Origin of the sequence: Photobacterium nomapromontoriensis (genome assembly GCF_050336815.1) — a bacterium.
GTDB lineage: Bacteria > Pseudomonadota > Gammaproteobacteria > Enterobacterales > Vibrionaceae > Photobacterium > Photobacterium nomapromontoriensis.
In genome coordinates, this window is sequence record NZ_JAKJSL010000017.1 from 148,694 (window position 1) to 163,563 (window position 14,870).

14 protein-coding genes, 7 tRNA genes and 1 pseudogene are annotated in these 14,870 nt (G+C 39.1%); 2 read left to right on the plus strand and 20 right to left on the minus strand.

Going from position 1 to position 14,870, the window contains the following annotated elements:
* Nucleotides 1-121 precede the first annotated feature (121 nt).
* The 10 genes from L4D12_RS03770 to L4D12_RS03815 all read right to left on the minus strand — a co-directional run bounded on the left by L4D12_RS03770 (nucleotide 122) and on the right by L4D12_RS03815 (nucleotide 4,184).
* The gene (locus L4D12_RS03770; protein WP_428446489.1) at nucleotides 122-1,282 is read right to left on the minus strand and encodes a lipase family protein; all 1,161 of its coding nucleotides are present in this window, start codon (nucleotides 1,280-1,282) and stop codon (nucleotides 122-124) included.
* On the minus strand, nucleotides 1,282-1,815 hold the full coding sequence (locus tag L4D12_RS03775) for a DUF6795 domain-containing protein (RefSeq protein WP_428446490.1): 534 nt from the start codon (nucleotides 1,813-1,815) through the stop codon (nucleotides 1,282-1,284). The genes L4D12_RS03770 and L4D12_RS03775 overlap by 1 nt, the downstream gene beginning before the upstream one ends.
* 249 nt (nucleotides 1,816-2,064) lie before the next feature.
* Nucleotides 2,065-2,138 (minus strand) — tRNA-Cys (locus L4D12_RS03780).
* Between the two features lie 4 nt (nucleotides 2,139-2,142).
* Nucleotides 2,143-2,238, minus strand: a tRNA-His gene (locus tag L4D12_RS03785).
* A gap of 152 nt (nucleotides 2,239-2,390) precedes the next feature.
* Nucleotides 2,391-2,464: transfer RNA gene (locus tag L4D12_RS03790), tRNA-Cys, on the minus strand.
* A 12-nt stretch (nucleotides 2,465-2,476) separates the two neighbouring features.
* Nucleotides 2,477-2,563, minus strand: a tRNA-Leu gene (locus L4D12_RS03795).
* Between the two features lie 238 nt (nucleotides 2,564-2,801).
* On the minus strand, nucleotides 2,802-3,233 hold the full coding sequence (locus L4D12_RS03800) for a hypothetical protein (protein ID WP_428446491.1): 432 nt from the start codon (nucleotides 3,231-3,233) through the stop codon (nucleotides 2,802-2,804).
* A gap of 9 nt (nucleotides 3,234-3,242) precedes the next feature.
* Nucleotides 3,243-3,440, minus strand: coding sequence for a hypothetical protein (locus L4D12_RS03805; protein WP_428446492.1), 198 nt, complete (start codon nucleotides 3,438-3,440; stop codon nucleotides 3,243-3,245).
* A 12-nt stretch (nucleotides 3,441-3,452) separates the two neighbouring features.
* Complete coding sequence (locus L4D12_RS03810; RefSeq protein ID WP_428446493.1) at nucleotides 3,453-3,905, minus strand: M23 family metallopeptidase; 453 nt, start codon at nucleotides 3,903-3,905, stop codon at nucleotides 3,453-3,455.
* A gap of 27 nt (nucleotides 3,906-3,932) precedes the next feature.
* Nucleotides 3,933-4,184 (minus strand): hypothetical protein, encoded by a 252-nt coding sequence (locus tag L4D12_RS03815; protein WP_428446494.1) that lies wholly within the window; start codon nucleotides 4,182-4,184, stop codon nucleotides 3,933-3,935.
* 1,201 nt (nucleotides 4,185-5,385) lie between these two features.
* Here L4D12_RS03815 and asnA point away from each other — a divergent pair.
* A complete protein-coding gene (gene asnA, locus L4D12_RS03820) occupies nucleotides 5,386-6,393 on the plus strand; it encodes an aspartate--ammonia ligase (protein WP_428446495.1) in 1,008 nt (335 codons plus the stop codon).
* A gap of 108 nt (nucleotides 6,394-6,501) precedes the next feature.
* Here asnA and L4D12_RS03825 read toward each other — a convergent pair whose 3' ends face one another.
* From L4D12_RS03825 to L4D12_RS03840, 4 genes are all read right to left on the minus strand, one after another.
* Nucleotides 6,502-7,761, minus strand: coding sequence for an Imm49 family immunity protein (locus L4D12_RS03825; protein WP_428446496.1), 1,260 nt, complete (start codon nucleotides 7,759-7,761; stop codon nucleotides 6,502-6,504).
* An 85-nt stretch (nucleotides 7,762-7,846) separates the two neighbouring features.
* Nucleotides 7,847-8,461 carry a hypothetical protein gene (locus L4D12_RS03830; protein WP_428446497.1) on the minus strand — a complete coding sequence of 205 codons (615 nt, stop codon included), beginning with the start codon at nucleotides 8,459-8,461 and terminating at the stop codon, nucleotides 7,847-7,849.
* Nucleotides 8,462-8,556: 95 nt separating this feature from the next.
* Nucleotides 8,557-8,817, minus strand: a complete 261-nt coding sequence (locus tag L4D12_RS03835; protein WP_428446498.1) for a hypothetical protein — start codon at nucleotides 8,815-8,817, stop codon at nucleotides 8,557-8,559.
* 608 nt (nucleotides 8,818-9,425) lie between these two features.
* Nucleotides 9,426-9,923 (minus strand): hypothetical protein, encoded by a 498-nt coding sequence (locus tag L4D12_RS03840; RefSeq protein WP_428446499.1) that lies wholly within the window; start codon nucleotides 9,921-9,923, stop codon nucleotides 9,426-9,428.
* Between the two features lie 407 nt (nucleotides 9,924-10,330).
* On the opposite strand from L4D12_RS03840, the pseudogene L4D12_RS03845 reads away from it, so the two are divergent.
* Nucleotides 10,331-10,612 (plus strand): annotated as a pseudogene (locus L4D12_RS03845) (integrase core domain-containing protein); the annotation flags it as partial.
* Between the two features lie 300 nt (nucleotides 10,613-10,912).
* On the opposite strand, the gene L4D12_RS03850 reads toward L4D12_RS03845, so the two are convergent.
* The 6 genes from L4D12_RS03850 to uvrY form a co-directional block, all read right to left on the minus strand.
* A tRNA-Cys gene (locus L4D12_RS03850) sits at nucleotides 10,913-10,986 on the minus strand.
* 5 nt (nucleotides 10,987-10,991) lie between these two features.
* Nucleotides 10,992-11,067, minus strand: a tRNA-Gly gene (locus L4D12_RS03855).
* Nucleotides 11,068-11,075: 8 nt separating this feature from the next.
* Nucleotides 11,076-11,162: transfer RNA gene (locus L4D12_RS03860), tRNA-Leu, on the minus strand.
* 232 nt (nucleotides 11,163-11,394) lie between these two features.
* Entirely contained in the window at nucleotides 11,395-11,952 is a 558-nt protein-coding gene (gene pgsA / locus L4D12_RS03865; protein WP_428446500.1) for a CDP-diacylglycerol--glycerol-3-phosphate 3-phosphatidyltransferase, read from the minus strand.
* Between the two features lie 41 nt (nucleotides 11,953-11,993).
* Complete coding sequence (uvrC, locus tag L4D12_RS03870) at nucleotides 11,994-13,826, minus strand: excinuclease ABC subunit UvrC (RefSeq protein ID WP_428446501.1); 1,833 nt, start codon at nucleotides 13,824-13,826, stop codon at nucleotides 11,994-11,996.
* Nucleotides 13,826-14,470, minus strand: a complete 645-nt coding sequence (uvrY, locus tag L4D12_RS03875; protein ID WP_428446502.1) for a UvrY/SirA/GacA family response regulator transcription factor — start codon at nucleotides 14,468-14,470, stop codon at nucleotides 13,826-13,828. The genes uvrC and uvrY overlap by 1 nt, the downstream gene beginning before the upstream one ends.
* Nucleotides 14,471-14,870: the final 400 nt, after the last annotated feature.

Genomic DNA, 14,870 nt, shown 5'->3' on the forward strand with positions numbered 1-14,870 from the left:
AACCTTTGAAAAATCTCAAAAAGATAAACACTTATTTAATCGGCAGCAATAATGATGATATACGTTAAAAAATCACAGATTAATCGTGATGTACTCACCTAACAATATCATCTATATATAATTAATCTAATGATGAAATCGCATTTCTCGCGGCAGTGTACAATTTATGCAGTGTAACATCAAAAATCCATCGTATATTCTTCGCCGTTAATTCAATCGTTCCTGAGACCACTTTCCCGGCAAAAATAAGCATATGGCCCAACAAACCCTTTGCTTGTTCTGCTAACTTCATTGAAGCTGCTGCTACTTTTTCAATACAACGGGCAAGCTGATCATAGAAAGATAAAGCACTCGTAAACCCGCTTTGAATAGCAACTAAACCGGAATATCCCGCATCTTTTAACAACGTCTCAAGAGCCGCACTGATTTTATCAGCCCAGTACTCCGTGAATGAGGCTTGATTTCTGTTTTCAAATTTAAGCCTAACGGGTTTATTTAAGAAATGATTCGAGCGAACTTTTAACGTCCCCCAATCTTCTGATCTCGCAGTATTGACATAGCCTGGTACCCCTTGAGGGCCCATACTATGAGTACCTGCATTGATTCCTGAACTGTTATCCAACCGATACTCCTTACCAGAATAGGGGGCATGCCGGAATGGCCAAAGTGGAATTAATGGAACAGGATCTGCGCCATGTGTGCAACGAAATATTTTGTCGTTTACATGCTCAGATTTACGTACATACCCCTCACATCCGATGCGAGGCGCCCCAAACGTATACAAATTCACACGCATTGAAAATTCATCCCTTAACCAGTCAGCACAGAGTGATGCTAAAGCGCCACCCAAGCTATGACCAACACAATGAATTCGCTTGGGTAATACTTTTTGAGATAACAAAAATTGCTTAATTTTAGGTCGCAACGTATGAAAAGTATTAATAAAACCGGCATGCCCTAAAGCACCATTCGGCGAACCCTTTAACCCAATATTGGCGTTGGTTACCCAGTCGTTAATTCGGTGGGTACCCCGAATTGACACTACAAGTTCTCCTTTATACTTACCCTTCCCAATTCCTACAATTGCAAAACCCGATGTACGAGCGCCAATACTCAGAAAACCCAGTGCTCCTCCGGTTTTCCCTTCAAAACTTCCAGTTACTCGATCAAAAGAAAAATGCTTATCTATTACAGGATTTTTAAGGAACGGACCACTATGCTCAATAAGTTGATAAGGCATAAATGCAATCTGTGAAGCCACTTTAGGTGATAACGTTGACATTAATTTTCTTCCCCATCAAATTTTTCTATATGCCCTTTTAAATTACATATCCCCATTACACTATATGGAATAGCTCCTTCTTGTTCATTCTCAAAATGGTAAAGGTATTCATTACCATCAATATCACACTCAAGGCCAGACAAATTGTCTACAATATACTTATCAGGAACCAGTGTTTCGCTATAGGATACCCACAAATTTTTATCTACTCCGTTAATTTTTGTATGTAACCAGATTCCCATCAAATTATTATTGAGCACACTAGGCCTAGTCCAACGGTGGAGAGTGACCTCTTTAAAATGAAAATGGCCATTTTTATCCGTTATAGCATCATAAGTAAAATGACTACCTTCATATGCAACATCTAGTGTTATTTTTAGATTGGGATATGCCTCCCCGACCTTATGAACAACACCATTAATATCAGGACATATTTTATAAGAATGTGGCTTTAAAAAATTCAACATATCGCTTTGACTATAAAATGATAAGAATAAAAAGCTTAAGTACACAAAACCTTTGAAGAGTTTCATAATCTTAACTCTGATTTTACTTAATGCGACTTTATCTCTTGATGAACACTATACAAGAATAGCATTCTACTTTTTCGGTAAACATCTAATTGTAATTAGGTTAACTAGGCGGTATTAAACATAAAAATGTGACATGAACAAGCACAATCTCGACATCAAGAGCACTCTCACCAGGCATAAAAAATCCAGCCTTAGCTGGTTATTTTATTTCTCGTCATTCATAAGCAATACAACCTAATAAGAAGAGAATGGAGGCGCGTCCCGGAGTCGAACCGAGGTACACGGATTTGCAATCCGCTGCATAGCCACTCTGCCAACGCGCCTTATTGGAGCGACACACGAGGTTCCCGATCTTCAAGGAGCTAGGCGTGACCTCAACCTTGGCATAAGATTGCTGCGCTCTACCAACTGAGCTAGTGTCGCATTTAATGGTGCCCCAAGCTGTACTTAAACCGACACAACGTGAATGTCGATTAAATACCAAGCAAACCTAAATTTCAGGCATAAAAAAACCAGCCTCAGCTGGTGATTTTATTTCTCATCATCAAAAGTAATAAAACTTAATATGAAGAGAATGGAGGCGCGTCCCGGAGTCGAACCGAGGTACACGGATTTGCAATCCGCTGCATAGCCACTCTGCCAACGCGCCTTAAATTTTAAATGGTGCCCCGGGCCGGACTTGAACCGGCACAACGCGAACGTCGAGGGATTTTAAATCCCTTGTGTCTACCAATTTCACCACCAGGGCACACATATTCTCAACAACCTTCGTCGTGAGAACGAGGCGTACTTTAACCGATTCTACATTTTCGTCAATACTAAAATTTAGTTTTTTGATTCAAGCGATTAAAAACCACACCAACTGAGCAATGGAGCAACTCACGGTGCGGAAATTAAGCATGTTTGACGCCCCTCTGACTCATCCATGTAAAAAAGTCAGTACCATAAAGAAAGTACAAAAGTGTTGATGTGCTGTTTGTTTGGCTTTATTTTGTATTCATACGCTCCATCACCAACTTTCCATCTTTTTCGATATATTTCACGCTACCAGCTGGGTAATTTTCAGGCATCCCGTCTTCATTCAATAATACTGTCGATGCATCAAACATAATTTCAAATCGATCATCTTGAACAATATGCAGATGAGGTAGCAATGAAGCACCATTGCTATCGGAGCCATCATCAACCATTAATGGTATATCACCGATAAATACAAGCTTGGCGCCTTTGCTCAACAAAGTATAAGCTCGAACTCCCCAAGGATATTCTGCTGCAGACTCAAATAATACCAACCAATTAGTATTCAATGAACTGTCTATATTTTCAGGGGCTAAGAAATATGGGTCAACCGTGTACGCATCCATGTAACCCGAACTCACAAACTGCCTTCCCCATTCTTCCTTTTCCTTTTGGAACAAGGTTATTCGCTAACCATAATCGTCTGCCGAATCCATTTCAGAAAACTTACAAATCCCTAATGCACTATTGTTTTCATAATGAACAATACTTGAACAGTGCTCGCTGTACTCAGGGATCGCCACCTCATCTAACGAAATCAATGAATAGGGTTGTGCCCCAGCAACTGCCATAAAGGGTATGAATGCAATAAACCAATAATATCTCATTCTTATCATCCGTTAGATAGTTATACTATTAAAAATATTTTGGGGTAACTGACTTTGCTGAAGTATTGGAGACTTTAAAGAACAAACATTATATATTCGTATTGGCGATATCCTTCCCACCAACCCTTTCCCAGGGTTAGCAACTATTCTAATTTCAAAATGCAAATGCTGCTCTTTGCTTAACATCCTACCAGCATTGCCAGAAGCACCACTATGCCCAATATGTTCACCAACAGTCACTGCGTCTCCTGTCTTAACATTGACAGATTTCAAATGTGCATAAAACGCAAAATATTTTGTCCCTTTATGTTCAAAGGAAATACAGATTTGTAAACCATAATCCTGCCAGTTTCGTACAAACTCTACTTTCCCATAACTTACTGCATATATTGGTGTGCCAGGTAAAGCATGTAAATACCACCCTTGATGAGGACGAGGACTTCCATCTCTATTTCTTCTAACCAATCCGAATGTATGATTGACTACTCCTTCTCAAATATAGTTTTTCTTAAGCGGCCACACTATTGCAGTTGGTGAATGACATATTATTGATGGCAACTTATTACTAACAAGATCTTTCTGCTTTGATAATTCTTGCATTTTTTTATGCGTTATCCCATTAACTGAAATAACTGAGTCTGGACTTTTTATTTTACAAAAATGCTTTTTGAAATAGGCAATTCTTAAAAGCGTCTTACACACACCTTGTTTACCGATTATGCCATTAATTTCTAAAGGAGCCATAGGGCTATTTCACTCAAAAATCTTATTTAATACAACCTGAACTTTTTTTACATCTGTCTCAAAATTCCGAACTCCTTTAGTTTTAATACCAACACTTCCTGCTAATGAAAAACCAGACATCCCTGTCTCCAATTAAAACTAAAATTAAGTAATATGTGTTCTACTTATTAATCACAAAAATGACCATACAAAAATCAAGATTTGCGCGATAGATCAGTTTTATTGATCAAGTAATGCAAGTAACTACAAGTGATTTGAGATCAGCTTCAATTAATAAAAATAACAATTCAATTACAAATGCTTTTTCGTACAATCAGATAGCAAAACAGACCAATATGACTTCAAGCCAGACATCCCACTACACAATCGATACGAGATACCTCTTCTCGAAATCAAGATTAATTAAGTTTATTACTTTGTTTCACAGCGGCTTTTTTCAACAATTCCATTAAATTCAATTATGTTTTTATGCTTCAACTTCCTTGTATATTTGAACCATGCAGACAACGGGTGATTTTTACAAGAATAGGGTAAGAAATAGTATGATTTATCATTAACAATGAACTTACATATGATCACGGTAAATAGTGAAATCTCGCGTATTTCGCTCACCATGATTAATGGAAACTTGTCTCCATTTATATCAATATAATCAGAGTGTATTGATACATTCGACAATCGACTCAACACCCTGAGCCAAGATACCATTATGCTATAATACATAGCAACGCCAAATATAAAAGTTAAAAAATCCTGCTCAATTATAAATTTAAATTGTTTGTCGTGGCCAAATATATAGATTAAAAGCAAAAGCACATTAAAAATAGTCAAGATACTTATACCTAGAATAACTGCAATTTTTATAACCCAATATGCAGTTTTAGACGATAATTTTTTCATGCTAATCATCACTATTCCATGTAATAATGCTTTGACTATTTTAGTCTACTACAGTACATCAAAACTTGTATACTCATACTCCATCATGTTTCTTCATTAATTATCAATCATTATCACCATCCAAAATCACAATATCCATTAGCAGCATTCAATGTGATTTTCATCATGCTCTCAAATGTTTCAAAAACAAGCACTACCAGAAACGCAAAGCAGACCGACATCACAAAATGATGGACGCTACCACCTTGCTAACGTATTGTGTTGCAATGCTTTTGATAAATTATGGAAAAAAGGATATTTCATGAAACTGCAAGTACCAGACAACTATCAACCACTCCTGGGACTGCGCGATACCGAAGTCGCCATCAAAAAGCTGAAAGACTACTTTGAAAATGCATTGGCTTACGAGTTGTACCTGACTCGCGTTTCAGCACCACTGTTCGTTAAACCGGAAACTGGCTTAAACGATAACCTTAATGGCACCGAGCGCCCGGTGAGCTTCGATCTACTGGATGACAATGGCGCCAATGTCGAAGTAGTACATTCATTGGCTAAATGGAAGCGTATGGCGCTGGGACGCTATGGTTTCCAAATCGACGAAGGCTTATACACTGATATGAACGCTATTCGTCGTGATGAAGAGTTCGACAATATCCACTCGATTTATGTCGACCAGTGGGATTGGGAAAAAGTACTCGATAAGTCTATGCGACATGAGGACTACCTACGCGCCACGGTTGAAAAAATCTATAATGCCTTTTTGAAAACAGAAAACTACATCTACCAAGAGTATCCTGTGCTGCAAAAACGTCTGCCTGCTCAGGTTACGTTTGTAACCTCACAGGAACTGCTGGACAAATACCCTGAACTGACGCCGAAAGAACGTGAGAACGCCATCTGTGAAGAGTACGGTGCAGTCTTTATTCGTAATATCGGCCATACCCTGTCAAACGGTGAAAAACACGATGGCCGAGCACCGGATTATGATGACTGGAACCTCAATGGTGACTTATTGTTCTGGAACCCAGTACTAGGCAGCGGCCTTGAGCTGTCTTCCATGGGTATTCGCGTCTGTGAAGAGAGCCTGAAAGCGCAGTTGAACATTGCTGGCTGTGAAGATCGTGCCTCTCTCCCCTTCCATAGCGCGGTACTGAATAAATCACTGCCTTATACCATTGGTGGGGGTATTGGTCAGTCTCGCATTTGTATGTTCTTCCTACAAAAGGCACACATTGGCGAAGTCCAATCTTCTATCTGGCCAGATCAAATGATTGAAGAATGTGAAGCCAACAATATCATCCTGCTGTAATATCGCAGTTTATTGATACTGAATTCAAAGCTCCTCGAATGATTAGAAATCAACTGATGAGGGGCTTTTTTATCTTAAGCTAAAAATAAGTTAACACGTATAAGTTAACTAATTATCCATAAAAGACGTAGTTATATCAGCATCAGCAAGATAGATATTAATATGCTCATGCCATTTCACTTCCATGTCTTTTAACCATTTTTCTGGATTTTCGATGAGACTAGGCTCCAATGAATATAATTTCAATTCAGATGGATTATTGCCCAATACATCGATAAAGATTTCACCTCTGATATTTTTATCAACATGATTAAAAGGTATATCTCGGCCAATTACATCGCAAACTGGTGGTAGGTTTGGCTCTTCATTTGCCCATTTAATTGTTGCGTTAATAATCTCTGACCAGTTAACCATATCAGCACATGATGAAGTGAACATAAAATCTTTATATTGCGGTTGATCATTACTTATTAATTCAGGGAACGCTTCATTGTAAGATGGAAACTCTCCTTTCACCAACCACAGCGGCATATATTCAGTATCAACGTCAGATTCTAAACCAAAAACATCATATGCATGTGCTGCAAGTGCTGTAATACCTAATGATAACCAGCCCCATATACTACAAACCTTATTTTCATCACCAGTAATCTCCGTGTAATAAGAACGATGAGACTCTAGCGCAAACAACAGTTTTTGTGGGTACTTTATCACACGATCATTAGAGTGGGTGTATACCAACATTTCAGCTAGCGGTAGGTAGAGATAATTAACAAAATCCTGCGCTTCGTCGTCACCCACAAACTCAGGTGCAGAAAACTCAATCACATCGCCAATGAGTGTTCTTAACTCTTTTTTGCCTTGGCCGAAAAAACCTTGGAAAAGACGGTATAAAACAAGATCAATATCATTCTCGCCAGCATTAACATTCACTACAAAACAACTTTCATCAATTGAGATTAGATATTTTAATTGATCAAAAGGATCACGTAATATTAGTGTAGTATAAAAAGCCTGAGCCCATGTTGAAAAATAGAGCTTATGTAATACGGTGGATTTATTCAACACTGTTTTGTCACGAAAAAACACAGCATCATTACTTCTTTTGTTAATATAAGGCTGCAATTCTATCATAATAGCTTGAAGATAATCATATAAGTGACGAATTATCTGCCGCTTTGGTTTGTTCAATAAACACCCCCTAACAAATAATTTATGCAATAATGATTTTTCAATAACTGTCGATAATCCTAAGTGAAACTTTTCAATATCTGATTTTGAAAATGTATGATGACGATCATAATCTTCCTCCATCCAAGCCATAGGTTCTGAAGGAACATCATGAATATGGTGTTTAAATTTAATCACGATTTACCTCGGTTTATATTGTATTTTTCTATAATGATTCTATCAGCAACTTGCCCAGTACTTTGTCTTACAGGTTGTCTAACTACTATGTAATCCAAATTATTACTATTTTTTGCAGTAAGTCTAGTGTCTGCATAAATTTTCGCATTCCCTCACTATCTTTTTTTTTGCGATTACGTAAATACCAATCTTCCATTGCATCAATAATACTATCTTTATACTCAGGTGTTCCTTGCTCGGCTCGCTTATTGATACTAGTTACCGTACGAGTTCCTAATGTAGCGGTACCACCTTTTGCTTCAACTATAATAAGCTTACCGTCTGCAGTTTGCCAGATCTGATCAAACTGATTTTTCTTCATGCCTGAATCAGGATAATCACTCTTTAAACGTGTCGCTCCAGGATACTGTTTTTTCATGTATCCTTCAGCAGCTAACTCACCTAACTGTTCTGAATATAGCGTCTGCTTTGCAATATAATACTTACGCTGATTATAAGTAAGCGATTGACTTTGTGATAATTTCTTGGCCTCCTGTCTGAAACTTGACATACACTCAAAATCACAGTCAATCTCATGTCCATCTAGATCATTTATCCTACGAGATATACCATTTAAATCTGCCGCCTCACCACGAACTAAAGACTTTGAACGACCTATTTTTTTCTGATATCTCAGGCGGCTTAGCTGATGATGACCCATCAATATTTTTTCCAATTCCCTTTTTCTTCAATGAATTTTTTTCGCATCTCAAGCCATTATCCAAAATTCAAACGACCTGATTTCTATATATTTAATCATTTAATTATACCAAAATCACAGTATTCATATAATTGCTCATCTGTTAACTCTCCGAAGACGTTTTTAATCGTATCACAAGCATTAGTAAGCAATTTGACAGGTTTTACGTTTGATCTTTCAACATTCGAATTCAAAGTAATCAGGCCATTATTACTTACTCTTACATAACTCGCATAAGTATTACCATTATATTTTCTCGTCATACCAAAAATAATATTTGATGCATTATATTTACTTTCGTCAATCAGTTTCCTCATAATTGGCTCTACCCCATAAAATCTAGCTGATCTAGGGTGAACGTTGCTAATAGAGGCCCCATAGTGTTATAAACATAATTTTCAATCGTCATTCCATTGAGGTTCTTATCAGTAACTTCAACCATAAAATTAAATATATATAAATTATACTTTAAATAAAACTCAGCCCATTCAAAAAAATTATTTTGCTGGTATTCTGACAATCAAACACCTCTAAGAGTTTTTCTTGTTTAAGAAACATACTTTCAGCATATGAATATGGGCACAACAAAAACAATGCTAATAGAATAATTTTCACCATTTTGATATTACACTTTGATATTTTGATGGAGGTGATATAAGCGCATTAATAACATTTGGCTTAAATCATAATTCACGTACGTTCATCTTCGTTCTATAACGTTCAAACGTAGTAGTATATGAGATTTTTCGGCCAGTTTTTACTATTTCTCCCATTCTGTAAGTCTCATTTGTTGAAGGAAAATATTTGGTTTTCTGACTATATACATCATATGTCCGAGTAATGGTTTTCACAACAGTCACATTGACAGTTTCTGTCGTTTTTATACCAGTTACAAATCCATAAACAAAATGTGGGTGTCAATTTATTATTTTTCCGCACTGCGCTTTCTGTCAACAATCTCCTTAAATTCAATTATGTTTTTATGCTTCAAGTTACAACTATATTTGAACCATGCAGACAACGGATGCCCTTTACAAGAGTAGGGTAAGAAATAATATGATTTATCATTAATACTGAACTTACATATGAACACGGTAGACAGTGAAATTTCGCGTATTTCACTCACCATGATTAATGGAAATTTGTCTCCATCTATATCAATATAATCAGAGTATATTGATACGCTTGATAAACGAGCCAACACCTTAAGCCAAAATACTATTAGGGTAAAATATAGAACGTCACCAAGTATAAATGTTAATAAATCCTTCTCAAACATTAACTTAAAATTCAAATCATCACTAAACATGTAACTTAAAAACCAAACAACATTAACAATAGCCACAGCACTTATACCCAAAAAAATTGCAATTTTTATTAACCAATATGCAGTTGTTGAGGATAATTTTTTAATTTTAATCATACAGATTATTACTCGTCCATGTAAATCTCGTGGAAGCGGTAAATGTATCAGCCATATGGAAACAGTGACATCCCACCTTCCATACCATACCATACAGATGATCACTAGGGCTCGTTAACATGTTATCGACTTGAGGGTTCGTCACGATTCCAGTGAGAAAATTATTTCCTAATGCGATCTCTGTCTCAGGGAAAAAAACAATTGAGATTTTGTAAATTATAAACTCCCACATCAGCACTGAAATCAAAATCAAAATCAAAATCAAAATAATTTTTAGAATATGATATATAAAAACCTTTTGTATACGTAAATTTACCATTTCCCCATACTGCTTGTTTAACATAACCAGCTTCACAATTAAACCCTAGCGAAAATAGATTAATATCAACCGAAAATCCAAAAGCTGATATCGGCAATTACTGTGGCGTTATCAAATAAAACAAAGCTTATCTCGACGAGGAAATTGTTGGAATAATGCACCCATGGAGTGCTTCTTTAGAAGTTTGAAGACAGAATGGATACCTCCGGTGGGTTATCGTAGTTTTGTCGAGGCTCAGCAACAGATCATTCGATATATTATTGGATACTACAGCCAACTCAGGCCGCATCAATATAACGGTGGCCTTACGCCCAATGAATCAGAGCGGTTGTACTGGGAAAACTCTAAAACCGTGGCCAATTTCAGTTGACCACTACAGGTAATTTTATTTTTCATTATCAATAAGTTATAAACCTAATGATAAAAGAATGGAGGCGCCTCGAGGAGCTAGGCGTAACCTCACAACCTTGGCATGATGGTATTTTCATGATTGTCGCGCTCTACCTACTGAGGCAGTGCCTCATTTAGGATATCCCAGTCTGAGCTTGAATCGCCATAACGCGACATCAACAATTCACGATCATCTCAAATTTCAGGCATAAAAAAACCAGCCGTAGCTGGTGATTTTATTTCTCATTATCAATAAGGCATAAAGCTAATGATAAGAGAATGGAGGCGCGTCCCGGAGTCGAACCGAGGTACACGGATTTGCAATCCGCTGCATAGCCACTCTGCCAACGCGCCTTTTTTGGAGCGACACACGAGGTTCGAACTCGTGACCTCAACCTTGGCAAGGTTGCGCTCTACCAACTGAGCTAGTGTCGCATTTTAAATGGTGCCCCGGGCCGGACTTGAACCGGCACAACGCGAACGTCGAGGGATTTTAAATCCCTTGTGTCTACCAATTTCACCACCAGGGCACACATATCCTCAACGACCTTTGCCGTGAGAACGAGATGTACTTTAACGGATTCTAAATTTTCGTCAATACTAAAATTTAGTTTTTTGATTCAACCGGTTAAAAACCAAACACCCTGATCAACACGCGTTCTTACCGGGCGATTATCACACATCACCTTCACTCAACCAGTGATAAAAAAAGCGGCGCATTTAAAATGCGCCGCTTTTTCTATCGAGCCAAGTTATCGCAATCTACATGTGATCAGCATGAAACAGGTCATCTTTCGCAGCACGCAGGTAGATATACATTGACCAATAGGTCAAGATCATCGCGACATAGAGCGCAATATAGCCAATAACAGTCACCCATTCCATCGGGTGCCACAATAACAGTAACAACGCTAGCATCTGAGCGGCCGTTTTCACTTTACCCACCCAAGAAACCCCGACACTGGAGCGTTTACCCAGCTCAGCCATCCACTCACGTAGCGCGGAAATAATAATTTCACGACCAATCATGGTAATAGCAGGAATCGTGATCCAAACCGAATGATAATGTTCAACAACCATTACCATGGCCGTTGCTACCAATACCTTGTCGGCAACGGGATCAATGAAGGCACCAAAACGGGTTGTCTGGTTAAGTTTTCGCGCAAGGTAACCATCGAACCAGTCGGTAGCACCTGCAATAAAGAAGATCAACGCGGCAGCAAAGGGTGACCAGCTATACGGCAAATAAAAGGCAATTACGAAGAATGGGATGAGCAATAGCCGTATGAAACTTAAGATATTCGGAATTGATAAACGCATAAATAATAATTCTTTGTTTGAATTTTTGTCTGGCTACACAGCTAGTGTTGCAGCGCGTCATAAATTTTATCAGCCAACGCCTTACTGATACCGGGCACTTTGGCGATTTCTTCTCTACTTGCTTTTTTCAGTTCTTGTAAACCACCCATAAATTTAAGCAACGCCTGTCGACGTTTCGGACCTACACCTTCGACATCTTCCAATGCACTGCGCTTTCTTACCTTTGCCCGCTGCGCACGATGGCCACTAATTGCGTGATTGTGGCTCTCATCCCGAATATGCTGGATCAAGTGCAAAGCGGGTGAGTCAGAAGGCATCGAAAATTCTTCACCAGTTGTCATTATCAGGGTTTCTAAACCAGGTTTGCGTGTCGTTCCTTTGGCAACCCCGATGAGTATCGACCGCTTTGGCCATTCAGCCATCAACGGATGTACTACATCATACGCTCTTGAGAGCTGACCTCTACCCCCATCAATAAAAATAATATCAGGAATTTTGTCTGGGTCGATTTGAGAACGGTATCTACGCTCAAGTACTTGCGCCATAGCAGCATAATCATCCCCTCCCGTAATACCGGTGATGTTATACCGCCGATATTCTTGCTTCAATGGTCCATCCTGATTGAACACCACACAAGATGCGACCGTTTTCTCCCCCATCGTGTGGCTAATATCAAAACACTCCATTCGAGTTAGGGTGTTCAAGTGTAGTGCTTCACGCAACGCAGTAAAACGCTGGTGTATCGTCATCTTGTGGTTTAGCTTACTGACCAATGCGGTGCGGGCATTGGTTTGTGCCAATCGCTGGAATTTAGCTTTGTTGCCCCGAGTATTCACTTTTATGCTGATCTTACGACCGGCTAGTTCTGACAGAGTTTCAGCAATCACGTCTTGCTCTTCGCCTAACGACTCCCCTAATACAATTTCAGAGGGGATCACCCGCCCTTCAGCTTGGTTAAGGTAGAACTGAGTCACAAAACTTGATAAGACTTCGGTTAAGTCAGCATCAACAGGCATTCGAGGGAAATAACTGCGGCTACCCAAGATCTTACCCTGACGAATATAGAGTGCATGAATACATGCCATGCCATTGTCGTGTGCAATACCAACCACATCCAAGTCATCATCACTGTCATGACTGACAAATTGTTGCTCTTGCACCCGTCGTAAGGCTTGGATCTGATCTCGATACGCTGCGGCTTTCTCAAAGGCCAATTGCTGGCTAGCCTGCTCCATCTTTTCGACCAGTGAACTGATCACGGCCCTGTCTTTGCCTTTTAAGAATAAACGGACATAGCTTACCTGCTCTTGGTAGTCGGCATCCGTCACCAGGCCTTTGACACAAGGACCAAGACAACGACCAATCTGGTACATCAGACACGGACGACTACGATTAGCATAGACAGAGTCTTCACACTGGCGAATAGGGAATATTTTCTGGAGTAAATGCAAGCTTTCTCTAACCGCGCCACCATCAGGATAAGGGCCAAAGTATTCGCCTTTCCGTTTTTTAGCACCACGATGAAGACTTAAACGAGGATGGTTAGCATTACTCAGGAATATATAAGGATAGGATTTATCATCACGCAACAACACATTGTACTTTGGCAGATACAACTTGATGTAGTTGTGTTCGAGGATGAGCGCTTCTGTTTCAGTGTGGGTAACTGTCACATCCACTTTGGCTATATTTTTCACCAAAGCTCGGGTTTTCTCACCAACGACATTCATGCGGAAATAGCTGGCAAGGCGTTTTTTAAGATCTTTCGCCTTACCAACATAGATAACCTCACCAGCCACGTCATACATCCGGTAGACGCCTGGCTGGTGAGTCACTGTTTTTAGAAAACTTTTTGCGTCAAACAACTCTGACACTACAACGTCTCTGCGTCTAACATTCCGTGGCGGATTGCAAGATGAGTCAGTTCGACATCACCACTGATATCTAACTTATTAAAAAGACGATAACGATAGCTGTTCACCGTTTTAGGACTCAGACTTAATTGCTCCGAAATATCGGTAACCTTCTGACCTTTAGTGATCATCATCATAATCTGTAATTCACGTTCAGAGAGATCTCTAAATGGGTTTTCAGAATTAGGTGCAAACTGGCTCAATGCCATCTGCTGTGCGATCTCAGGTGAAATATAGCGTTGTCCACTATGAACCATTCGAATAGCGTTCATCATTTCATCAGGCCCCGCACCTTTAGTTAAATAACCAGCAGCACCTGCTTGCATAACTTTTGTTGGGAACGGGTTTTCGGTATGAATGGTCAGAACAATAATCTTCACATCTGGACTAAAGCGTAGAATCTTACGTGTCGCTTCAAGGCCACCGATACCCGGCATATTCATGTCCATAAGGATGATGTCCGCATGTTCATTACGGCACCACTTTACGGCGTCTTCACCACTGTCGGCTTCCCCTACCACTTTTATACCACGGACATCTTCTAGAAGGCGTCGGATCCCTGTGCGAACCAGTTCGTGATCATCTACAAGGAATACATTAATCAAGCTGTATCTCCAATATGATTTGGCTCTGCACCCAGCCGATATGGCGGGATAGCTACTACTGATAGTACCCAATTTTACCCTAACTTCCTATCAGAACTCATGAAGATTCTGTGTATCAGCGCAAGTTTTCAATTCAAGTTAAGGCTTGACAAAATAGGGATGATTCATATTTTACATGCTTCGAAATAAAGCACCCACGAACAGCAGTATTTACTATAAATTCTAAAAAATAAAGCAGAGAGTGCAACATTTACAAATGGAATCACCTGTTAATAAACAAATCATCCAATTCGCTGTTTTTGTTAAAAAATCACTTTACTGACTATTCCGTGTAAACACCCTTAATCCTAAGGCCTTCTTACTCGTAACCAACCAGCAAAAAACCAAGGTTACGTTAGCT

What these genes read in the sequence shown, in the direction of transcription:
- L4D12_RS03840 (WP_428446499.1), bottom strand. Translation starts at nt 9,923, where the DNA reads ATGATTAAAATTAAAAAATTATCCTCAACAACTGCATATTGGTTAATA.
- L4D12_RS03835 (WP_428446498.1), bottom strand. Translation starts at nt 8,817, where the DNA reads ATGAGGAAACTGATTGACGAAAGTAAATATAATGCATCAAATATTATT.
- L4D12_RS03770 (WP_428446489.1), bottom strand. Translation starts at nt 1,282, where the DNA reads ATGTCAACGTTATCACCTAAAGTGGCTTCACAGATTGCATTTATGCCT.
- asnA (WP_428446495.1), top strand. Translation starts at nt 5,386, where the DNA reads ATGAAACTGCAAGTACCAGACAACTATCAACCACTCCTGGGACTGCGC.
- L4D12_RS03805 (WP_428446492.1), bottom strand. Translation starts at nt 3,440, where the DNA reads ATGAGATATTATTGGTTTATTGCATTCATACCCTTTATGGCAGTTGCT.
- L4D12_RS03830 (WP_428446497.1), bottom strand. Translation starts at nt 8,461, where the DNA reads ATGGGTCATCATCAGCTAAGCCGCCTGAGATATCAGAAAAAAATAGGT.
- L4D12_RS03815 (WP_428446494.1), bottom strand. Translation starts at nt 4,184, where the DNA reads ATGGCTCCTTTAGAAATTAATGGCATAATCGGTAAACAAGGTGTGTGT.
- L4D12_RS03775 (WP_428446490.1), bottom strand. Translation starts at nt 1,815, where the DNA reads ATGAAACTCTTCAAAGGTTTTGTGTACTTAAGCTTTTTATTCTTATCA.
- pgsA (WP_428446500.1), bottom strand. Translation starts at nt 11,952, where the DNA reads ATGCGTTTATCAATTCCGAATATCTTAAGTTTCATACGGCTATTGCTC.